Consider the following 22,722-nt stretch of genomic DNA (forward strand, 5'->3'; position numbering starts at 1 on the left):
TTCAACCAACTAAAAAATCAATGAATAAAGCAATAGCCTAATAGGGTAAGAAAGCTAACATCACATAACCGTTAAGTTTGTTGTCTTTATTTAGGTAGGATCTCTTTAGGTAAGTCCCAGCTCATCACCATCTGCTTGCCATGCCAGCTTTGTATTGTTAACCACAATTTATGCGCGGGTTTAATCATAGCAGGAGCAATAGCATGTACTTCTAGCCCATGTTGACTGCCATGCAATATGCCTTCATCACCTGCTTGTAGCATGGTGAGTGGCAAAGACTCTTTACCTATATTTAAATAAGCTTGACGTATGTCTGCAATATTACCTTGGCTAAAAGTCAGCATAAAATCTTTAGTGTAATGGCCATCGTGAAGATAAGGTGGTTCGAGATCATAGGGTGTGGGTATGATTTCAAACGTGGCCATTTTTTGTGCAACCCAAGGGTTAGGGAACTCAGGAGATAGCGACTGATAGAAAAAATATACCGGTAGAATTAATACTAACGCACTTATTTTATATTTATGACGTTGCCACAGTGAATTATTTACTTGTGCCATTATTGTATGTCCTGTTGGATGAATGTTGTTTTTTGTTTTTCGTTATCACTTGGTTGGTTTGATATATTATTGCTTGTGATCACCTGCTTGCTGCGGGCCGCTTTTACTGTACGGCTGCCCCACATTAAAAATCCAGTTATAGACATACCAGTTAATAGCAGGCCAAAAATGAACCAAATAATTTTGGTCCAAATGCCGCCAATCGTGCCGTAATGAAGCGGATTAGTGATATGAGATAGGGTTTGCAATGTGGTCATTTTTTCTGGTGACCTTTCACTTGCCAGTTTACCCGTCCAAGGATTAACCACTACACCATAAGACAATTGATCATAAAAAATAAAGTCGCCTGCGCCATAAAGTTTGTAGGTGTCACGATTATGCTCTGGCAACATAACATAGGTGCTTTTAAAATCAGGAAATTTTTGCTTAGCAACGACTAATGCATCGGCTAGGTTAAACGGTGCTATTGGTGTTTTGGTACTATCTAGCGGTATCTGTTCTATGGCGACTATGGGCGTATGTGGTTCAATAGAAATGTCGTTATGCCACATAATAGCTTGAACTAAATACCATAAGCCGGTGACACTCATTAAGATCAAAAACCAAATAGACCAAACTCCCGCTAAACGATGTAAATCGGCTAACAGTGTTTTTTTACCTTGTTTGATACGAATTTTGGGTTGTGTAAATGCTCGCCAAAAATTTTTATAAACCACCAAGCCGGTTATTAATGCCCCCAACATAACGATTGCCATAGCACAGACTAGGTAGTAGCCAATACTATAATTATGATGCCATGGAAATAATAACCAACCATGTAAAGAACGCATAAAGTTTACGAAAGTAAACCCTTGATTTACCTCCTGTATCTCACCAGTGTACTGGTTGACATAGGCTATGGCATAAGGTTTGTCACTGTCGGTAAAAGTGACCGCATTTATTAGATACGATTCAAAGCTTAGTACCGAACTTACTTTTGCACTTGGGTAGGCTTTTTGAACAATTGACACTAATTCAGGTGCTGTTTTATGGGCAAGGTTTTGCGGGTTACTCGCTCGAGATGAAGGGTTAGTGAGCCAAGTTAATTCATGACTAATGACCGAAATTGTTCCAGTTAGGCAGACAAAGCAAAATATTATCCATATAGGCAATGAAAACCATCCGTGAAGCTGAAACCAAAAACGGTTACTAATTTTTGCCATGTTTTTTCCAAATTAATCCGGTACATAAGTGGGCATTATAGTAATGCCAAGTTATACAGAGATCAAGATATTAATAAAAACTATTATCATTCACTTAATCAAATGGTAATGATTTTCATTTGTATTTAAATTTGTTTAAATGTACAATAAATTCAGTTTTTTTTCATAAAATATTTTTTCATAAAATACATAAACACATTAAAATACATAAACACATAAGGGTAAACATGAAACTTAAAGGTTCTTTTGTACTTTCTCCGTTGATTTTGGCGATGGGTTTTCAAGCACATGCACAACAAGCAGTACCACTTGCAGCGAACGAAGCGATTAAGACCGAGCAAATAGAAAGAATAATGATTGTAGGTGTTCGCCAAGACCGTGTTAGTCAAGGCGCAACAGGTTTGACTATGGAGATAAACGAAACGCCACAATCGATCAGTATTGTTAGCGCTGAACAAATCAAAAATTATGCTGCAAATAACCTTAATGATGCACTTAAGCTAGCGCCAGGTATCGGTGTTGAAGAGTGGGAAACTAATCGTTCAAATTATACTTCTCGTGGTTTCGAAATTAAAAGCACCCAAATAGATGGCGTGGGTTTACCCAATAACTGGGGCATTGTTACAGGTGCAATGGAAGCATATGGCTATGAAAAAGTTGAAGTTATTCGTGGGGCAAACGGTTTACTAACAGGGGTAGGTAATTCTTCTGGTACGATAAATTATGTTCGTAAACGTCCAACTAATGAAAATGAAGGTGAAGTGGGTTTATCGTTAGGTTCATTTAACAAGCAACGCCTCAATGCAGATTATTCAGCATTATTAACAGAAAGTGGCAGCTGGGCTGGACGCGTAGTGGTGGCTGTTGAAGAGAGTGATTCACATCTTGACGCATTAAGTAATGATCGCAGTTATATTTACGGGGTGGTTGACGGACAACTTACCGATAACTCGACTATTACCGCGGGCTTCTCACATCAAGATGCTAATACAGATAGCAATATGTGGGGTGGTTTAGTTTTTAATTATACTGATGGTAGCCAAGCAGAATGGGGTGAAAGTGCTACCACCACTCAGGAGTGGGGGATGTGGGATACTATTAGCACATCAGGCTTTGTTGAATATGCCTACATTTTTGATAATGACTGGGAGCTAAACCTTACTTACAACACTCAAAAATTTGAAGATAAAAGTAAACTTTTTTATGTTTACGGCAGCATTGATAAAGAAACAAAGCTAGGTTTAGTTGGTTGGCCGGGAAAATTCGAAAGTGAGTTTTCTTCAGATATTATCGACTTAACAACGATAGGAAAATATAGCTTATTTAATCGAGATCATGAAGTAACTTTTGGGCTAAGTAGAGCCAAAAGCAATCAAATGAACTATGAGTATGATTATGCCACTACCTCAGCGGCGGGACCAACGCCGAGTTTTCCTTATGCACAAGATGCCATACCAGAGCCAGTATGGCGTGATAAAGCAAAATATTCTGACATTGATGTAACATTGACGCGTTTTTTTGGTTCAACCAAATTTAATATTTCTGAAAGTTTATTTGTCATTGCAGGGTTTAATTCGATTAAATATATCCGTGAAGGGATAAATAGTGGTAATGATATCGATAATAGTGAAAGTGAAATCAGCCCTTATGCAGGTATAACTTACGCCATTAGCGATGATGTTAATGCTTACGTCAGCTACTCAGACATTTATCAACCACAAGAACAATATGATTTACAAGGCGAGTTTATAGATCCTACTAAAGGGGTGAATTACGAAGCGGGTTTAAAAACACAATGGTTTGATCATAACCTACTTGCCACTTTTGCCATATTTAGCGCAGAACAAGAAGACTTAGCCACTTATGCCGGCACAAACCCTGAAACAGCACAATTTTATTATAAAGGCACGAATGTAAAATCAAAAGGTTTTGAAGTAGAAATTGTTGGCCAGATTACGGAACAGCTTAATGTTTTACTAGCTTATACTGCATTAAGCTTGGAAGATTTTTCCGGCGAAGATGCTAACGAATGGGCCCCTCGACAGACCATTAACTTCTCGATTGATTATACCTTGCCACAAATGTCTGAGTTCACCTTTGGCGTTGGCGGTAAGTGGCAATCTGAGACTCTCAATACTACTTATGCTGTTGAGCAAGATGCCTATTTATTGCTTAATACATTTGCTCGTTGGGAGGCATCAGAGCAACTTACTGTTCAGGCCAATATCAATAATATTACCGATGAAAAATATATCAACAGCTTGCTTAACGTAGGTTATTACGGCGCACCTGTTAATGCCACCCTAGGCGTAACTTACCTTTTCTAACCGTGATTTAACTTATAGCTATTAAGCCTTTTTAAAGGCTTAATAGCTTTTCAGTACTTACCTAGCAATTAATCGTTATTGTATAAGCTTAAACCTACGCTTTGATTAGTATGCCTAAACCATCAACCAATTTTTTAACTTCAACTTTAGCCTTAACTTCAACTTTAGCCTTAACTTCAACTTCAACCTTAACTTCAACTTCAACCTTAACTTTAATTTTGTGCGGTGTAATAAATATTCTGTTGGTTGAAGTGAAAATGACAAACTATTGCTTAAGTGACTTTGTCGTTATTTATCAGCGTAAATTTATAACAGTCAAAGGCAGGTTTTAAGCTACTTATCTGGCAGATGTTTTATGTTGTTAACTTTTACCATACTAAGATCACACTAATGATCACACTAAGCCAATCGCTATAAAACTAAAGGATCACGCATTGTTTATAAAATAATCACTTAAAAGTGAGATTTCGATGGGGGTCTGAGCATTAATCCTGTATAATGCGCGGCTTTATTATGGTGGCTAAGCATTTGTCTATTGATACATCTAGCTTGGTTATCCAAAATTACAGTATTAACTATCACTTTAAAACCATCTGTTAGCACTTACTAGTTAATGAGTTTAGTTAACGGAAAATAGGAATATCTTTTGATCACTACATCGAACATTACAATGCAATTTGGCGCAGAGCCGTTATTTGAAAACATTTCGGCTAAATTTGGCAACGGTCACCGCTACGGTTTGATCGGCGCAAATGGCTGTGGCAAGTCTACATTTATGAAGATACTTAGTGGCGACTTAGTGCCAAGCTCAGGTAACGTATCGGTAAGTACAGGTAATAAAGTCAGTACCTTGGGCCAAGATCAGTTTGCTTTTGAAAAGCACAATGTTATCGATACTGTGATCATGGGTGATATGCCGTTATGGAAAGTTAAGCAAGAAAGAGATGCTATTTACGCACAAACTGAGATGAGCGAAGACGATGGTATGCGTGTTGGTGACTTAGAAAGCCAATTTGCAGAAATGGATGGCTACACGGCAGAAAGTCGCGCTGGTGAAATCTTATTAGAAGCCGGTATTGATGAGTCTTTTCATTACGGTTCAATGCAGCAAGTTGCGCCAGGTTGGAAATTACGTGTGCTACTTGCACAAGCTTTATTTGCTAACCCAGACATTTTATTACTTGATGAGCCGACCAACAACTTGGATATTCATACTATCAGTTGGTTAGAAGGTGAGTTGAACAAGCGTAAATGCACCATGATTATTATTTCGCATGATAGACATTTTCTTAACTCTGTTTGTACGCATATGGCTGATATTGACTATGGCGAACTACGTGTTTATCCAGGTAACTACGAGTTTTATTTGGCACAATCTGGCTTATTACGTGAACAGTTATTAGCGGGTAATGATAAGAAAGTAGCTGAAATCGCTGAACTACAAGACTTTGTTAACCGTTTTGGTGCTAATGCTTCAAAAGCGAAACAAGCCAGTTCTCGTGCTAAGAAAATGGACAAAATTAAACTCGATGATGTTAAATCATCAAGTCGTATTACGCCTAAGATTGCTTTTGCTCCAGGTAAAAAAATGCACCGTCAAGCCTTAGAGCTTGAAAACTTAAGTCACGGTTTTGATGGTGACTTATTATTTGAAAAAGGTGACTTATTATTAGAAGCCGGCGCTAAGTTAGCTATTATTGGTGAAAACGGCGCAGGTAAAACTACTTTATTACGCTGTCTAATGAACGAGTTAGAGCACGTTGAAGGTGTAGTTAAGTGGTCTGAAAATGCATCAGTGGGTTATTGCCCGCAAGACAGTGGTTCATTTTTTGATAATGACCTAACGCTAATGGAATGGATGTCACAATGGCGTAGACCTTGTCACAACGATTTAAGTGTTCGTGGCATGCTAGGTCGTATGCTATTTACTGACGACGATGCCAATAAAAAAGCCCGTAACTGTTCAGGTGGTGAAAAGAACCGCTTGTTATTTGGTATGTTAATGATGGCTGATATCAATGTATTGATCATGGATGAGCCGACGAACCACATGGATATTGAAGCGATTGATGCCCTAAACAATGCTTTGAAAGACTTTGAAGGTACCTTGATTTTTGTCAGCCATGACCGTGAGTTTGTTTCAAGCTTAGCGACTCGTATTATTGATATTAAAGATAAAAAGTTAGTTGATTTTCAAGGCTCATTAGATGAATATCTTGATAGCCAAGTTCAAGTGAAAAAAATCGCTTAGTGATAAAAAATTAGCGAGTGTAAGTTAAAATACTTGTATTAACCGCTAGTTGAATAGAGCAAGGTACCGCGAATGTACCTTGCTGCTTAGTTTAAATACCGGTCAATTAATCAATAAATTTTTCTTAGCGCGCGGTCAGCGTTATTATTGCTACTCGTTAAATTTACATCAGCTCAGCAAGTGCCGGTTACTTTTTCTAAAGTACCTTAACAAGTTCTTAAAAACCACCTCAACAAGTTATCTAGCAACTTAACGTTATTGCCTATCTCATTTGTTTAATTGTCCTGTTACCATGAAAGCCTACGCTAATGCGAACGCATAGTGTTATTATGAGGCATATTTCATTTTATTAGATAACAGCATAATGTTAGCTTGCCCTCCTACGGCAGAATGTCGTTGAGCTTAGTTCAATCAAGTCTGCTCGATGATGACTTGTCATTGTTTGAATCAATTGCGAATAATCTTGTTGATAAAGGTTACAGTATCAGCCTTGATGCTTTACCTAAAAATTTAACCAGCTTGCTATTGCAACAGATCAACGAATTAGCGGATGAAAATTTTAAACGCGCGGGTATTGGCCGAGCTAAAGATCATGTTATTAATGATGCTATTCGCACAGATGAAATTTGTTGGATAACGGGTAATACCGAAGCTAGTGGTGCTTGGATTAAATGGGCAGGGTCACTGCAAAATTATTTAAACAAGCATTTATTTTTAGGCTTATTTTCTTTTGAAAGTCATTTTTCCCATTACGGTAAAGGCGACTTTTACAAGCAGCACAAAGATGCTTTTAAAGGCGAAGGTAATCGAGTGCTATCTGTTGTGGTATATCTTAATCAAGATTGGTCGCTTGAAGATGGCGGCGAATTGATCATTTACCCTGAGCAAGACCTTGACTCGGGTATTATTGCTGGTAATAAAATAACGGTAATACCCAATGCTGGCACTATTGTGGTGTTTTTAAGTGAAGAGTTTCCTCATGAAGTGTTACCTGCTTTACGCGATCGTTATGCTATTGCAGGATGGTTTAGATTAAATACCAGTATCGCTAATAATATTGATCCGCCAAGATAATGTAAAAAATAAAGTCATGTAATATAAGGTTACGGGGAATTATAATTGCCAAAATTGAAGAAAAAGCTACATATAATCAGTGAACTAAGTGACATTAACCAAGAGTTATTGCCTTTGAAGGCATTAGCCGATAGAGAACTAGCTTCTATTTATGGTTTAACTGGCATGGTGTACACACCACATATCGATGTTTATATGCAGGTGAGCATAAAAAAAGCTGAGATATTGACTTGCTTGAAAAACCAGCAACTATTACCGGTATCAGAGGTCGAACTTATTACTGCCGAGTTAGATCTTTTGCATAAAAGAGCCAGAAGCAATGCGGTTTTTGAATATCAAGGCAAGCAATATAAGCGCCGATTTTCGCCACTAAAACTCAGTAAATCAGGTAAGAATGTTCAAAGGTGGGCAAAATTTTGGCTACTAGAATTACCTAACGGCAAAGTGGATCCAAACTGGGAGCGGCAAGTACGAGAAATTTGGCCAAGCTACTTTCTTATTAGAACTATTAATATGTAGTCTAGTGTCGTTTAGCTGAGTCAACGGACGTTAAGCTCAAGTTAAACTAAGCCTAAGTTGGTCTAAACCTAAGTTAAACTAAACTCAAGTCGGTCTAAGTAAAGTGACTAAACATCAGGCTAATAATTAATACTGCTTGGTGATTAGTGATTAGTGACAATTTTTCAAAAAAATGATTAAACATTTTTGAATGAAATGCGCTAGAGATGATGATCCATCTCTAGCGCTTAGTCATTTAAGCGTTTACATCAACAACCACCCGACCGGTAACTTCACCATCAAGTAACTTGTTGGCCACAGCAATAGCGTCATGTAAGCCAACTGTGGTTGATATTTGTGATATTTTATCAGCCAACTGCGTTTGCTCAAGTCGATGCCAGGCGTCTAATCTGTCTTGCTCTGGGCGCATAACACTGTCGATACCGAGTAAAGATACGCCTCTTAAGATAAAAGGTGCTACCGTTGATGGAAAATCCATACCTTGTGCTAAACCACAGGCGGCGACACAACCACCGTAGTTGATGCTGGCACAAACATTGGCCAGTGTTGTACTACCAACAGAATCAATAGCTGCAGCCCAACGCTCTTTCATTAGTGGCTTACCTGGGGCAGATAACTCTGTACGGTCAATAATTTCATCCGCACCTAACTCTTTTAAATACGCCGCTTGTTTATCACTTCCTGTTGATGCGGTTACTGTATAGCCAAGCTCTGCTAAAATGCGAATGGCAAAACTGCCAACGCCACCAGTTGCGCCAGTCACTAAAATATTGCCACTTTTTGGGGTAATACCTTGTTTTTCTAACGCGATGACACATAGCATTGCCGTGTAACCTGCTGTACCTATTGCCATGGCATTATATGGCGTTATGCCTTTAGGTAATGGAATGAGAAACTCACTATTAATACGGGCTTTTTGCGATAAACCGCCCAAGTACTTTTCACCGACGCCATAGCCATTAAGTAGCACGTGATCGCCCACGTTAAATTTGTCATTATCACATTGCTCAACAACACCCACTAAATCTATACCGGGTATCATAGGGAAACGTCTTATTACTGGGGCTTTGCCTGAAATAGCTAAGGCATCTTTGTAATTAATTGTGCTGTAAAGCACCTTAATGAGCACATCGCCATCAGTTAGGTCTGCTTCACTAAGTGCTTTAATGTCGGCGTGGTAGCCTTGGCTATCATCTTTATTGATCACTAAACTGTTAAACATTGCCTGCTCCAAAATAGACCACTGGTCTCTAAATAGTTAAAAATTACTTTGCAATTAATTGCAAAAATACATCGATAAAAGTATCGATGGGCGTTAAGTTTTTTGTTAATTTACTTTTAGCGATAGAGCCTTCCCATCCCATCCAAAAAAAACTCGCTAAAGCTGTGCAATCAAGTGACGCTGGAATGGTATTTTCTTGTTGTGCTAATTGTAGACAACAGGTCATTTTTTGTTGCCAAACTTCAAAAGTATCTAATAGTTGCAGCCGGTGACTTTCTGGTAACAGACCAACTTCTTGTTCGAGATTGCCAATTAAACAACCGCGTTTAAAATTATATCTTGTCATGCCTTCTTTAGCGTCATTAGCAAAATTTACAATACGCATTAGCGGTTTATTGGTTTCATTGAGCAGGTGTAAATCTAATTTTTTAGCAAAATAGTGACTATATTCTTCAATAACCGCTATACCAAAAGCTTCCTTACTTGCAAAGTAATGATAAAAAGAACCTTTGGGTACCGACACTTTCTTTAAAATTTGATCTATGCCAGAAGAGGCAAAGCCAAATTCAGTAAAATATTCAACGCCACTTTGCACTAGCGCTTGTTTGGTTTGGCTGCTATCTCGACCTGATTTAGCTGGCCTACCACGTTTAGGTGTTGTGTTGTTTTTGTTCATAGTAGTATATTAGACCGATCGTCTAATTAAATGCAAGGTTAATTTAGAAAGTGAAGTTTTCATGGCAATAGTGAGTTACGCTATTTTTCTATGTCGACGCTAAAATGTTCATAAGAAACTTTTTAATGGGTTTTGTTGGCGAAAGCAATAGTCGCCGATTTGCAAAGTCTAGTGGCTAAATACCTTACTTATGATCAGGGCTGTGTCATGATGGGCAAGTTATTAACTTGGCAGTAATGCTAGCTCGGCTTGCTTACTGTTTCAGTGGCGTTATTCGGCGGTTAAAGTAGCTAATTTGTCACTTTATGCAATTAACCCAAGACTATTTGGGCAAAAAAAACGATAATTCACTTCATTAAGAACAATATACTCTTTGGCAACATTTCAAGCTGAAATCTTGGCTATGACAGCAATCAATTGTGGGACCCCATTCAATGGAAATTAAAGTTAACTTTCTCGAAAACCTAAAAGTAGAAGCTAAGTTTGATGACTTTAGCGTCGTCGCGGATCAACCTATTCGTTATAAAGGTGATGGCGCTGCGCCAGGACCATTTGATTACTTCTTAGCTTCTTCCGCTATGTGTGCGGCTTATTTTGTTAGGGTGTATTGTAACTCTCGCGATATTCCAACCGAAAATATTCGTCTGTCACAAAATAATATTGTTGACCCTGAAGATCGTTATAAGCAAATATTCAAAATTCAGGTCGAACTCCCTGAAAGTATTTCTGAAAAGCATCGCTTAGGCATTATTCGTTCAATTGATCGTTGTACGGTTAAAAAAGTAGTACAAACGGGGCCAGAATTTGTTGTGGAACTCGTTGACAGCCTTGAAGACGACGCGCAGGCCATGTTAATGGGGCATTCGGCAGAACAAGCTAGTACCTTTATTTTAGGTAAAGACTTACCCCTTGAAGAAACTATAACCAACATGACCGCGATATTGGCCGGTCTTGGCATGAAGATAGAAATTGCCTCATGGCGTAATATTGTGCCCAATGTTTGGTCATTGCATATTCGTGACGCGGCCTCGCCGATGTGTTTTACCAATGGTAAAGGCGCAACGAAAGAAAGTGCACTTTGTTCAGCCTTGGGTGAGTTTATTGAGCGCCTTAATTGTAACTTCTTTTATAACGATCAGTATTTGGGTCAAGACATTGCCAATAGTGACTTTGTACATTATCCCAGTGAAAAGTGGTTTAAATTAAATGAAAGTGATGATTTACCTAGCGGTATTTTAGATGATTACTGTCTTGATATTTATAATCCTGACGACGAACTACGCGGCTCAAATCTCATTGATACCAATTCAGGCAACCTTGAACGTGGTATTTGTGCGATTCCTTATGTACGTCAATCGGACGGTGAAACGGTATATTTCCCATCAAATTTGATTGAGAACTTATTCTTAAGTAATGGTATGAGCGCGGGTAATAACTTGGCAGAAGCGCAAGTACAGTGTTTGTCTGAAATTTTTGAACGGGCAGTAAAAAGACAAATAATAGAACAAGAAATTGTTTTACCTGATGTGCCTAAAAGCGTGCTTGAACAGTATCCAAGTATTCTTGCTGGCATCGAAGCACTTGAAGCTCAAGGCTTTCCAGTGGTGATTAAAGACGCCTCGTTAGGTGGCCAATTTCCTGTAATGTGTGTGACTTTAATGAACCCAAAAACCGGTGGTGTATTTGCTTCTTTTGGTGCGCATCCAAGTTTTGAAGTAGCGTTAGAGCGCAGCTTAACTGAGTTATTGCAAGGTCGTAGTTTTGAAGGTTTAAATGATGTGCCAAGGCCAACTTTTAATAGTCTTGCGGTATCTGAGCCAGAAAACTTTGTCGAACACTTTATTGATTCAACTGGTGTAATTTCGTGGCGTTTCTTTAGTGATAAACATGACTATGAATTTTGTGAATGGGATTTTTCTGGCACCAGTGAGGAAGAAAACACTCGTTTGTTTTCTATTTTACAAGACTTAGGTAAAGAAGCTTATGTTGCGGTATTCGACCAACTCGGCGCTACGGCATGTCGTATTTTAGTACCTGATTATTCAGAAATTTATCCAGTAGAAGACTTAGTTTGGGATAATACCAATAAAGCCCTGAGTTACCGCGAAGATATTCTTAATATTCATCGCCTAGATGACGACGCACTAGAAAGTTTAGTCACACGTTTAGAAGATAGCCAGCTAGATAATTATATCGATATTAGAACCTTAATCGGTATTGAATTTGATGAAAATACGGTTTGGGGTCAGTTAACAATTTTAGAACTTAAGATACTGATTTATTTGGCTTTAGGCGCATTGGAAGACGCGCAGGAGTTGGTTGAAGCGTTTTTACAGTTTAATGATAATACGGTTGAACGTGGCTTGTTTTATCAAGCGATGCAGGCTGTACTTGAAATTACCTTAGACGAAGACATGGAACTTGAAAATTTTATTGGCAACCTCAATAGAATGTTTGGTGAAAATACCATGAATAATGTCATCGATTCAGCGATGGGCGAAGTGAAGTTTTTTGGACTGACTAAAACCGGTATGAACTTGGATGGGTTAGACAAGCATTTGAGATTAATCGACAGCTATAAAAAATTGCATCAAGCACGAAAAAATCAAGCAGCAAGCTAATAATCCTAGCCAATATCTGCTAGTTTTTTAGTGAACTGTTTTGCTTTACTTTATAAAATTTAAAAGCCAATACCTAACAATAGGTATTGGCTTTTTTATTAGCGACTCGTTATACCAAGTTAATTAATTACCTGCTCATTTTTAATGGTTAAATTGAAAAGCGACGGCGTTATAAAATGTCAGTAATTTCAACTCTGTGTTTTAACAAAATGATAGGAAATTCGCTTTTATAAAAGAGGAGGGTAATACTAATAAGCAGTAATCTCTTTATAGGCGAACGGATAATTACTAGCTGTAAAAGTAATTGTTAAATTATATTATTTAGGACAGCCAAGCGCTATTGGGCTTCCAAGTGTCTAGCCATGTTAGCACCTCACTGGCAGGCATAGGCCTTGCAATGCCATAACCTTGTGCTAATTCACAGCCTAGCTCTAATAACGCAGTGCCATGCTCAACAGTTTCTACCCCTTCAGCTATTACTTCAATTCGAAAGGCTTTCGCTAAACTGACAACAGCTAAAACAATGGCTAAGTCATCCGCGTCAGTAAGCATGTCTCGTATAAAAGTTTGGTCTATTTTAATGACGCTGGCGGGAAGGCGCCTAAGGTAAGTTAGCGAGGAATACCCAGTACCAAAATCATCTAGCGAAAATTTCACACCAAGGCTAATGCAAGCATTCATGGTCGCTATAATATAGTTGATATCATTTAGCGCACTGGTTTCTAATACTTCTAATTCCAATAGATGGGGTGATACATCAGGATGAGCGGCTAATAATGTGGCCAAGCGTTCGACAAAATTAGTTTGCTGGAGCTGATGAGCACTGATGTTGACACTAATAGGGAATTTAACTCCGATACTTTGCCATTGGCTTATTTGGCTCAGCGCCGTATCGATAACCCATTCGCCTATATCGAGACTAATCGTGTGATTTTCTATAATAGGTAAAAAGTCTAATGGAGGCACTAAACCGCGTACAGGGTGTTGCCAGCGAATTAGCGCTTCTACGCCCACCATGGCACCCGTAGACATATTCACTTTCGGTTGATAGTACAAGACAAACTCACGTTTAGTAAGTGCCGCCCTGATATTAGCAAGGCTTTCTTGTTGACGGTTAACCACATCATAGTCTGCGCTATCAAATAAGTGATAACAATTTTTACCTGATTGTTTTGCCACATACATGGCTTGGTCAGCATTACGCATGAGTATGCCTGAATCAGCACCATCTTTAGGATAAAAAGTAACACCTATGCTAGCGGATACATTTAATACCAGATCGCCGATTGTCACTGGATCTGATGCAGCCAACAATAATCGCTCTAACACCTGATTACAATCGTCTGATTTGGCTAAATCAGTTAGTACCAAGACAAATTCATCGCCACCAATACGAGAAAGCGTATCTCCCTCACGTATCGCTTTTTTCATGCGAAGTGAGATAGCAATTAATAGGTCATCACCAACATGATGACCATGGATATCATTGATGGCTTTAAAGCCGTCTAGATTAAGAAAGGTGACAGCGAGTAACTTATCATACTGAGAGCTTTTTAATATGGCTTGGTTTAGGCGGTCAGCGAGTAATGTGCGATTGGGTAAATTGGTTAAGTTGTCAAAATGAGCCATCCGCTCTAGTTGACTTTGATGGCTTTTGTTCAACTGAGTAATGTCAGAATAGAGTGCAACATAATGGCTGATTTCGCTAGCCGTATTGGTTACAGCACTTAGGGTCAGGTTTTCTGGGTACATTTCACCATTTTTACGACGATTCCAGATGGTACCAATCCAATAGCCTTTAGTGTTAACCGCCTGCCACATCAAAGTATAGAACTCAGGTGATTCTTTGTCTGATTGGAAGAAGTGTATATTTTGACCAACCGCCTCTTGGCGCGAGTAACCGGTGACTTCGGTGAAGGTGTCGTTGACTTTGATTATGTCAGCGCTCGCATTAGTGATGATGATACCTTCACGGGTGTGAGAAAATACAATAGCGGCAAGGGCTAGTTCAGCGGCTCGTTTATCTTTCTCTTGGTTTTGAAAGGCAAGTTCTTTATTAGCAAGGATGAGTTTGGCCTCGGCTTTCTTTCGCTGGCTGATGTCTCTAATAATCGAATTAAATTCAACGCCATCTGTCAATGTAATAACAGAACTAGTCAGTTCTATGGGAATATTATGCCCGTCTTGATGTAAGGCTTCGATCTCAATAATGTTACCTAAACTAGCGCCTTCACCAGTAACAAGAAAACGCTTTAAGGCTTGTCTATGAGAATCACGAAATTGTACCGGGAGGATCAATTTTGCTAGTTCTTGGCCTAAAGCATCATTACTCGTCCAACCAAAGATATGTTGTGCTCGAGAACTCCAGCCAATAATATCTCCAGTGCCATTCATCTGAATTATCGCATCTAGTGATGTATCCATCATGGCATGGAGAGAATGGCATCTTCGTTCACTGTATTAATTATCTGTTTGTATCTAAGTAAATGTGGAATGAGAATAGCGAGGAGCAAGAGTACCAATACCACCACAGTAACAATTAAGGCTAATGTAATTGGAGAGACGCCATCAATGACTTTATTTGTAGTTAATGGCATAAATTGCACGGCTGTCATCGCAGTGTAATGCATACCAGAGGAGGCAAAGCCCATAACTATTGCACTAAATAGCTGTTTTTTATTTATAAATTCAGATTGGTTTTGATTAATAGCCGCATACTGTATTTTTAGTGCCACTATTGCCAAGATTACCGCAATTAAGGTGGAAAAATAAACTACAGTATTATCATGAACCATTACTGCGTTTAATCTCATAGCGGCCATGCCTATATAATGCATGAGGCCGATACCTGAACCTAATAACAAACCACCGATTAATAACCGATAATGGCTAAAGGTTTCTAGTGTCATTAGCCACATGACCGCACTAAAAGCAAAAATGACCGGGACAATAGATAAAATAGTTATTGGGATATCATAGGTAACGGGTATCGGAAATTTTAACGCTAACATACCAATAAAATGCATCGCCCAAATACCAATGCCCATAGCCAAAGCACCACATACATTCCATGCTATTTTTTTATTTTTTGAACTAGCGGAACGATATCGTTCAACCATACTAAAAGCACTGAATGATGCCACTGTAGCAATTAAGATGGATAAAAGGACTAATTTAAGATCATATGTGGTGCTCAATGATTTAACCATTATATCGCTATAATCATGATTCATTTTTATTAAACCTCAAGCACTTAGGGAGTTTTTTATTATTTTTTTCAATATAGCATAAGCGAGAGTCAATTTGGTACTCTTACTTGTATTGCTTATGCTGGCATTATTTATGATGTGAAAACGAACTATTTGTAGCCAACTTACATACTGAAATATCCTTATAAATTTACAGCTAGGCGATGCATTGGTTGCCGTATTTAGGATGCTCAAATTATCCTTTGACTCGCACTTTTTATTTTCATCATTTGAAGCAATAACTTTGAAATACTCATTTAGTAAAGCTGTAACTAAGGCCCCATGGTTATCATCTTGTTATGAAGTTAACTAATAATCTTGATACAGAGGTGTGAGTGGGTTGAAGGCAAATAACTCGCTTTAAGTTAAATTTTTTCGATGGATATTTGCAGCTATATAATTATCAGTAATCACACTCATATGGTAATTTTTATTGATGAAACCGTTGCGCGACTTGATCAAAAAAATGATTCAATATTAGCTTAAATTAATTTAATGCCCAGGGCGTTGTATTCGATGGGACAAGGCTGGTTACATTAATATGAAACAACTCATACTATTAATGAAACTTGATATTAGCTTTGAAAGTTATCTTATATAAGTCATTGCGTTATTATATAGCTAAGTATTATATGATTTTAGGTTATTTTTTTCACAATACGGCAGTGGTTAAATAACGGAAAAATTAATTTTCTTCATGACATACTCGCAACGAAAAATTCCCCTGCGGGCAGCCCTATACCGAAGAATGAAAGTACTGGCATTTTTATAAGTACATCACCTTATTTCGACTATAGTTTTTTGCTTGATATAAGGCTTTGTCAGCGCGAGAAAACATAGTGTCAAATGACTCATCGTCAGATAGAAAGCTTGAAACACCAATACTGACGGAAAGCTTTATCTCGCCTGGCCAGTCACCAACAATTTTCAAATTACTTTGCTCTGTTCTTATACGTTCTGCTAGTTTCATGCCCGCTGTTGCAGATGTTTCAGGTAAAAGAATAGAGAACTCCTCACCACCAATACGGGCTAAAATATCGATTTTTCTTAGATTAGTTTTAAGTTGCTGGGCGACCGCGATTAATACTTTATCCCCAGCTGGATGACCAAATTTATCATTTATACTTTTAAAGTGGTCAATATCAATGGTCATGACTGTTAGAGATAATGAGTAGCGTTTTGCGCGGTGATATTCTTGCTCCGCTTGCTCTGTAAGGTAACGACGATTATATAAATTAGTTAATGGGTCAGTATTAGCCAGGTTTTTAAACTCTTCTTTTAGTTTATATAACTCGGTTACGTCACTGGAGAAGCCAATTAACGCAGGTAGCCTATCTGGCTGATTAAAGGGGATTTTAGTGCTGATGTAATGAAAGGTATCACCATCTTCGTGATGAGTAGTTTCTTCTATTACTTGTTTTTTATTTGTTTCAAAAACCTGCTTGTCTGACTGGTAAAAGTGTTCAGCAATTTCTTTGGGTAAAATCTCAGTATCTTTTTTACCCATGATATTCTCTGCCTTATCACCAAATAATTCAGCAACACGACTATTTACGTATAAAAAAGTACGTTCGCAATCTTTTACATAAATATGAGCATCGATATTATTTAACATGGTAGCAAGTAAATAACTTTGGTTACTGATTTGTTCTTGTAACTTTTTTTCCGCGGTGATGTCAGTAGAGATCCCACTCATTCCATCGACACTACCGTCACTTCTATAAAGTGGCTTTTTGACTACTTTATAAATACGAGTTTCATTTTTAGCTTTAATGAAGTTTTTTTCTTCACTTTCTACTCTAATAGCTTTGTTCATCACTAAGTCATCATTTATTTTTAATTGTTTAGAAATGACTAAATCGTAAAAATGACTATCATCAAAGCCAATAACATCAGCCAATTTTTTTTCAAATAAGTCTAAAAGGGCTTGGTTTGCATAAGTGTATTTTCCTGACAGATCTTTGGCATAAATAAAGGAATCTATACTGTCTAATACTTCATTCTTGATGTTATCAAACGTGGATATTGTATTATTTTCTTTATTCAAGCTGTCTCCATAAGGTAAAAGTAAAAGTAAAATTTAATATTTATCAGATAGCTATGGTAGTTTAATTTAAATACGATCACAACTAACCAGTGGATATCCATCGTTCGATTATACTCAGGGACTTAATCGGCATAGGGATAATTTATTGTCGAATTGAGTGGGCCTACAATGAAATTATCTAGTATCAGATCTCGTATCAAAATATTTTTTTGGTAGAGAGATTAATCATATATTGAAACGAAAAAATTAATATAAACTTATGATTAATAATGTGTAATGTGAAGTACACCCATTAGTCGCAGGAGGTCGTCATAGGTTGATAGTCATAGTCATTAGTTTTTACTAAATTTCAGACAAAAAAAAGCGTTTACCTAAAAAAGTAAACGCATTATAAAAACATAAAACACTCAGGGAAGTAAGTCTCTCATAGGGTAAGAGTGGTTGTTTACAGGTAAGTTCAAATTTTCTTTAAATTAATTAATTAATTTATTTTTATTATGAAAAAAATAATTTGATATTTGTATAACTTGTCCGCACTTAATAATAAAGCTTATTTCGTATGATTTATTATGTACTCTTACTTTTTACCTGTGTTCATTGCTTTATTATTGATGGCTTATTTGGCTGGCAAGCCTTATTGGTTGGCATATAAACGTCGATTGATAAAAGCTAAACCCTTTAAGAAACAATGGCGAAAAATAATTCAGCAAAGAATGCCGTACTTTAGACAAATGCCAGCAGATTTGCAGTTGCAATTAAAACAACATATTCAGGTGTTTTTGGCAGAAAAAGAATTTGTCGGTTGTAACGGGGTAGTGATTACCGATGAAATAAAAATTACTATAGCAGCACAAGCATGCTTGTTATTACTCAATCGAAAAACTAATTATTATCCTAAGTTAAAGTCGATATTAGTCTACCCAAGTGCTTTTGTGAAACAGCAGCAAACGCGAAATGGTGACGGTGTACAGTTTACCCAAAAAATGGTCTTGGCTGGCGAGTCTTGGGATTTTGGTAAAGTGGTATTGTCGTGGCAAGATACCTTAGTAGGCGCAAAAATCCCTGATGATGGCCATAATGTTGTCATCCATGAGTTTGCTCACCAACTTGATCAAGAAAATGGCAGAGCCAATGGTGCCCCTATATTAGCGGCAGGACAAAGTTATCAGAGTTGGTCAGAAATTTTTTCATTACAGTTTGAAATTTTAAAAAAACAAGCAAATACAGGTGCACCATCACTGTTTGATTATTATGGTGCAACCAATCCTGCAGAATTTTTCGCAGTTGCCAGTGAAGTTTTTTTTGAGCAGTCTAAGCAATTTAGCCAACAACACCCTAAACTTTATCGACAACTCACTCAGTATTATAAAGTTGATCCGCTGTACTGGTAATACGGAAGGTTAAAGAAAAAAGCGAGCATTACCCTTGGGTAATACTCGCTAGAATATTCTGACTAGTTTACATTAGTCTGATGTTAAGTTTATTTTAAACCTACTTTAGGTCGAAGCGATCAAGCTGCATGACCTTAACCCAAGCATTGACAAAGTCAGTAACAAACTTATTCTCAGCATCGTCAGACGCATAAACTTCTGCAATAGCGCGTAATTCAGAGCTAGAGCCAAAGATTAAATCAACAGGCGTTGCTTGCCATTTTAGTTCATCTGATAGGCGATCATAACCTTGATATACCCCAGCTTGATTGTTGTCTTTGCGCCATGTGGTTGACATATCAAGTAAATTGACAAAGAAGTCATTCGTTAATAAGCCAGGTGTTTTGGTTAGTACACCTAAATCTGAGCCATCAAAATTGGCATTAAGTACGCGCATACCACCGACTAATACGGTCATTTCGGGTACATTTAAGCTCAGTAAATTTGCTTTGTCGACCAGCATGGCGGTTGGCGACATATAACTTTCTTCATCGTAATAATTACGGAATCCGTCAGCATTGGGTTTTAAATAATTAAATGACTTCACATCAGTTTGGGCTTGAGTAGTATCAGCACGACCGGCATTAAAAGGCACTACAATAGTATGTCCTGCTGCTTTTGCTGCTTGTTCAATCGCCGCTGCACCACCTAAAACAATTAAGTCAGCCAACGAGACTTTGCTGCTTGGCGAACGCTGATTAAAGTCACTTTGAATTGATTTAAGTTTAGCTAACACTTTACTTAATTCAGCCGGGTTGTTTACTGGCCAATTCTTCTGTGGCTCAAGTTGAATTCGTGCTCCGTTAGCACCGCCACGCATATCAGTAACACGATGACTGGCCGCTGACGCCCATGCTGTTCTTACTAATGTTGAGGTGGTTAGGCCCGAATCAAGTAGTTGTTGTTTTAATTCGCTGATCTCAGCGGCTGACACTAAAGGATGTTCAACTGCAGGGATCGGGTCTTGCCATGATAATATTTCACTCGGTATTTCTGAGCCAACATATCTAGCACGTGGTCCCATATCACGATGGGTTAGTTTAAACCAAGCTCTGGCAAATGCTTTATCGAAATCTTTTGGATTAGCTCTAAAGCGCTCAACAATTTTAAGAAATTCTGGATCTTTTTTCAGTGCTAAATCAGTGGTGAACATAATGGGTGCATTACGTTTATTAGCAATGTGTGCATCAGGCACTAAATTAGCGGCGGCTGGATCGCTAGGGGTCCACTGAATGGCACCCGCTGGGCTGGTAGTTTTTACCCAAGTAAAATTCATTAAGTTATCTAAGTAGTTAGAAGACCATTTTGTTGGTGTAACTGTCCAAGCACCTTCTAAACCGCTGCCTGTTGCATCAGCGCCAACACCTGTACCACATTTATTTTTCCAGCCTAAACCTTGCTCTTCGATAGCAGCGGCTGCAGGTTCTGCACCAACACACTTATCAGGTTTTTTCGCGCCGTGAGCTTTACCTAGGGTATGACCACCAGCACTTAGCGCGACTATTTCTTCATCATTCATCGCCATACGACCAAACGACATTCTAATATCGTTGGCTGCTAATAGCGGGTCTGGGTTGCCATGTGGCCCAACAGGATTAACATAAATCAAGCCCATTTCTACTGCGGCAAGTGGGCCTTTTAATTTACCTTTACTGTCGCGTCGCTTGTCATCAAGCATGATGGTTTCTGGACCCCAGTAAACTAAATCAGGCTCCCAATCGTCACTTCTGCCACCGGCAAAACCAAAGGTTTTAAAGCCCATTGATTCTAATGCCACATTGCCAGAAAGCACCATTAAATCAGCCCATGAAACTTTACGGCCATATTTTTGTTTTACTGGCCATAATAAGCGTCGAGCTTTATCTAAGTTGACATTATCAGGCCAACTATTTAAGGGGTCAAAACGTTGTTGTCCACCTGAAGCTCCGCCTCGACCATCATGTACACGATAAACGCCGGCGCTGTGCCATGCCATTCTGATCATCAATGGACCATAATGCCCCCAATCTGCAGGCCACCAAGTTTTTGAGTCAGTTAATGTTGTTTCAATATCTTGTTTTAATTTGTTTATATCTACAGTGGCAAATTCTTTAGCATAATTAAATTCCTCGCCATAAGGATTCGATTCAGCACCGTGCTGACGTAGTGGGCTTAAATTTAGCTGCTCAGGCCACCAAAATTGGTTGGTTTTAGCCGCTTCAGCACTTAGGGCTGAAGTGGATAAGGTTATTGTTGTAAGTGCCACTGAAATAGCAGCAGCTAATGATAATGTTTTTTTAAGCATTTTTAGTTCCTCTGTATTTTCTGACTGTTGATTTTTTTGTGTAAATCAATGTTTTTGAGTATAGAACTGAATAGTTGCTTTTGATAATTGATTGATTGGAAGATAGTGTTCTGTTTTTTGAATGTGATGTTTAACTACTTTAACTTATTGATTTTTAATTATTTATTGTTATTATTGTTCGTTAAGATAAAAATTAAGTTTAACAAGGTGATAAAAAACTGATTAAACTAGGCTTTATGTTCAATAATAACTATTAACTTTACCCTAGCGCTCTGACAGGCAACTAGCATGGAAAACTATGATCTCATTAAAACAATTACATTATGCACTTGCCGTTGAAAAAACCTTACATTTTAAAAAGGCAGCAGATGCTTGCAATGTTTCACAATCAGCGTTAAGTACCGCCATTATTGAACTTGAAAAACAATTAGGTACCACCATTTTTGAGCGAAACAATAAGCAAGTGTTAATTACCAGTTATGGCCAACTCATTTTAAATAAAGCCAGAACGGTTAAGCTAGAAGTCGATGAACTTTTACAAATTTCCCAATCGAATAACCAGCCATTAATACAACCGATGACCCTAGGTGTTATTCCAACGATTGGACCTTACCTGCTGCCCAAAGTATTGCCAGAGGTTAGGCGACAATATCCGAACTTTAAATTGAAAATAATTGAAGAGCAATCACAAGTATTGGTCGATATGGTCAGGCGAGGTGATATTGACGCTGCTGTGCTAGCGCTGCCATTTCCTATAGATGGTTTAATGAGCTTTGATTTTTGGCAAGAAGACTTTTATTGGGTCAGCCATAAAGATGAATGCCCGAGTCAGCTAAAAGAAATTACCAGTGCAGAATTAGAAATTGACAAACTTATGCTATTAAAAGATGGTCACTGTTTAAAAGATCACGCATTAGCGGCTTGCAGTATGAAAGGTGACAAACAACAGTCTGACTTTGATTCAGCGAGTTTGCATACCTTAATTCAAATGGTAGCGGGTAAGTTAGGCACAACTTTAGTACCACAAATGGCGCTAGATCAGTTGATTTACAACGAGTCAGAAATTAGAGCCATACATTTAAATGAACCTGGCCCACATCGCACCATTGCACTGATTATTCGTCCTAACTATGTCAGAACTAACGAGCTAACCATGTTAAGGGATATATTTAATCAAGAGTTAACTGCAAAGTGCTAATGAGGCTTTAATCTTCAAGTGCTACCCAAGCCAGTTAGCTTCGCTGTTTATCTGTTTTTTAGAATT

Annotated in this window: 15 protein-coding genes; 7 read left to right on the forward strand and 8 right to left on the reverse strand. The window is 38.1% G+C overall.

Translation table 11 applies throughout. The annotated features are described in order from the left end of the window. Window positions 1–86: 86 nt before the first annotated feature. Together H4J41_RS07695 and H4J41_RS07700 are read right to left on the reverse strand one after the other, a co-directional pair. Entirely contained in the window at window positions 87–557 is a 471-nt protein-coding gene (locus H4J41_RS07695; protein ID WP_182138115.1) for a hypothetical protein, read from the reverse strand. Continuing rightward, a complete protein-coding gene (locus H4J41_RS07700) occupies window positions 557–1,759 on the reverse strand; it encodes a PepSY domain-containing protein (RefSeq protein WP_182138116.1) in 1,203 nt (400 codons plus the stop codon). Before H4J41_RS07700 ends, H4J41_RS07695 begins: the two co-directional genes overlap by 1 nt. A gap of 227 nt (window positions 1,760–1,986) precedes the next feature. Between H4J41_RS07700 and H4J41_RS07705 the strand changes: the two genes are divergently transcribed. The 4 genes from H4J41_RS07705 (at window position 1,987) to H4J41_RS07720 (ending at window position 7,930) form a co-directional block, all read left to right on the forward strand. Further along, complete coding sequence (locus H4J41_RS07705; protein WP_182138117.1) at window positions 1,987–4,086, forward strand: TonB-dependent siderophore receptor; 2,100 nt, start codon at window positions 1,987–1,989, stop codon at window positions 4,084–4,086. A gap of 646 nt (window positions 4,087–4,732) precedes the next feature. After that, window positions 4,733–6,337 (forward strand): ABC-F family ATPase, encoded by a 1,605-nt coding sequence (locus H4J41_RS07710; RefSeq protein WP_182136248.1) that lies wholly within the window; start codon window positions 4,733–4,735, stop codon window positions 6,335–6,337. A 390-nt stretch (window positions 6,338–6,727) separates the two neighbouring features. Next, complete coding sequence (locus H4J41_RS07715) at window positions 6,728–7,411, forward strand: 2OG-Fe(II) oxygenase (protein WP_182136249.1); 684 nt, start codon at window positions 6,728–6,730, stop codon at window positions 7,409–7,411. 45 nt (window positions 7,412–7,456) lie between these two features. Continuing rightward, entirely contained in the window at window positions 7,457–7,930 is a 474-nt protein-coding gene (locus H4J41_RS07720; protein ID WP_182136250.1) for a hypothetical protein, read from the forward strand. A gap of 235 nt (window positions 7,931–8,165) precedes the next feature. On the opposite strand, the gene H4J41_RS07725 is transcribed toward H4J41_RS07720, so the two are convergent. Further along, complete coding sequence (locus tag H4J41_RS07725; protein WP_182136251.1) at window positions 8,166–9,152, reverse strand: MDR family oxidoreductase; 987 nt, start codon at window positions 9,150–9,152, stop codon at window positions 8,166–8,168. Between the two features lie 43 nt (window positions 9,153–9,195). Continuing rightward, a complete protein-coding gene (locus H4J41_RS07730; protein WP_182136252.1) occupies window positions 9,196–9,828 on the reverse strand; it encodes a TetR family transcriptional regulator C-terminal domain-containing protein in 633 nt (210 codons plus the stop codon). 434 nt (window positions 9,829–10,262) lie between these two features. Here H4J41_RS07730 and H4J41_RS07735 point away from each other — a divergent pair, with 434 nt between their 5' ends. After that, window positions 10,263–12,449 carry an OsmC domain/YcaO domain-containing protein gene (locus tag H4J41_RS07735; RefSeq protein WP_182136253.1) on the forward strand — a complete coding sequence of 729 codons (2,187 nt, stop codon included), beginning with the start codon at window positions 10,263–10,265 and terminating at the stop codon, window positions 12,447–12,449. A 321-nt stretch (window positions 12,450–12,770) separates the two neighbouring features. Here H4J41_RS07735 and H4J41_RS07740 read toward each other — a convergent pair whose 3' ends face one another. The 3 genes from H4J41_RS07740 to H4J41_RS07750 all read right to left on the reverse strand — a co-directional run bounded on the left by H4J41_RS07740 (window position 12,771) and on the right by H4J41_RS07750 (window position 17,744). Further along, the gene (locus tag H4J41_RS07740) at window positions 12,771–14,876 is read right to left on the reverse strand and encodes an EAL domain-containing protein (protein ID WP_182136254.1); all 2,106 of its coding nucleotides are present in this window, start codon (window positions 14,874–14,876) and stop codon (window positions 12,771–12,773) included. Continuing rightward, the gene (locus tag H4J41_RS07745) at window positions 14,873–15,646 is read right to left on the reverse strand and encodes an MHYT domain-containing protein (protein ID WP_182136255.1); all 774 of its coding nucleotides are present in this window, start codon (window positions 15,644–15,646) and stop codon (window positions 14,873–14,875) included. Before H4J41_RS07745 ends, H4J41_RS07740 begins: the two co-directional genes overlap by 4 nt. Window positions 15,647–16,463: 817 nt before the next feature. After that, entirely contained in the window at window positions 16,464–17,744 is a 1,281-nt protein-coding gene (locus H4J41_RS07750; protein ID WP_182136256.1) for a diguanylate cyclase, read from the reverse strand. 569 nt (window positions 17,745–18,313) lie between these two features. Here H4J41_RS07750 and H4J41_RS07755 point away from each other — a divergent pair. After that, window positions 18,314–19,135 (forward strand): zinc-dependent peptidase, encoded by an 822-nt coding sequence (locus H4J41_RS07755; RefSeq protein WP_182136257.1) that lies wholly within the window; start codon window positions 18,314–18,316, stop codon window positions 19,133–19,135. Between the two features lie 100 nt (window positions 19,136–19,235). Here the strand turns inward: H4J41_RS07755 and katG are convergent, their stop codons facing one another. Continuing rightward, window positions 19,236–21,458, reverse strand: coding sequence for a catalase/peroxidase HPI (katG, locus tag H4J41_RS07760; protein ID WP_182136258.1), 2,223 nt, complete (start codon window positions 21,456–21,458; stop codon window positions 19,236–19,238). A 298-nt stretch (window positions 21,459–21,756) separates the two neighbouring features. Between katG and H4J41_RS07765 the strand changes: the two genes are divergently transcribed. Beyond that, window positions 21,757–22,656, forward strand: coding sequence for a hydrogen peroxide-inducible genes activator (locus H4J41_RS07765; RefSeq protein WP_182136259.1), 900 nt, complete (start codon window positions 21,757–21,759; stop codon window positions 22,654–22,656). Window positions 22,657–22,722 lie beyond the last annotated feature (66 nt).

The sequence above is a fragment of the Colwellia sp. MB3u-45 genome, assembly GCF_014077005.1.
Lineage (GTDB): Bacteria > Pseudomonadota > Gammaproteobacteria > Enterobacterales > Alteromonadaceae > Cognaticolwellia.

Coding starts and splice junctions, on each gene's coding strand:
- H4J41_RS07695 (WP_182138115.1), bottom strand. CDS start 557: ATGGCACAAGTAAATAATTCACTGTGGCAACGTCATAAATATAAAATA.
- H4J41_RS07700 (WP_182138116.1), bottom strand. CDS start 1,759: ATGGCAAAAATTAGTAACCGTTTTTGGTTTCAGCTTCACGGATGGTTT.
- H4J41_RS07705 (WP_182138117.1), top strand. CDS start 1,987: ATGAAACTTAAAGGTTCTTTTGTACTTTCTCCGTTGATTTTGGCGATG.
- H4J41_RS07715 (WP_182136249.1), top strand. CDS start 6,728: ATGTCGTTGAGCTTAGTTCAATCAAGTCTGCTCGATGATGACTTGTCA.
- H4J41_RS07725 (WP_182136251.1), bottom strand. CDS start 9,152: ATGTTTAACAGTTTAGTGATCAATAAAGATGATAGCCAAGGCTACCAC.
- H4J41_RS07730 (WP_182136252.1), bottom strand. CDS start 9,828: ATGAACAAAAACAACACAACACCTAAACGTGGTAGGCCAGCTAAATCA.
- H4J41_RS07735 (WP_182136253.1), top strand. CDS start 10,263: ATGGAAATTAAAGTTAACTTTCTCGAAAACCTAAAAGTAGAAGCTAAG.
- H4J41_RS07740 (WP_182136254.1), bottom strand. CDS start 14,876: ATGATGGATACATCACTAGATGCGATAATTCAGATGAATGGCACTGGA.
- H4J41_RS07755 (WP_182136257.1), top strand. CDS start 18,314: ATGTACTCTTACTTTTTACCTGTGTTCATTGCTTTATTATTGATGGCT.
- katG (WP_182136258.1), bottom strand. CDS start 21,458: ATGCTTAAAAAAACATTATCATTAGCTGCTGCTATTTCAGTGGCACTT.
- H4J41_RS07765 (WP_182136259.1), top strand. CDS start 21,757: ATGATCTCATTAAAACAATTACATTATGCACTTGCCGTTGAAAAAACC.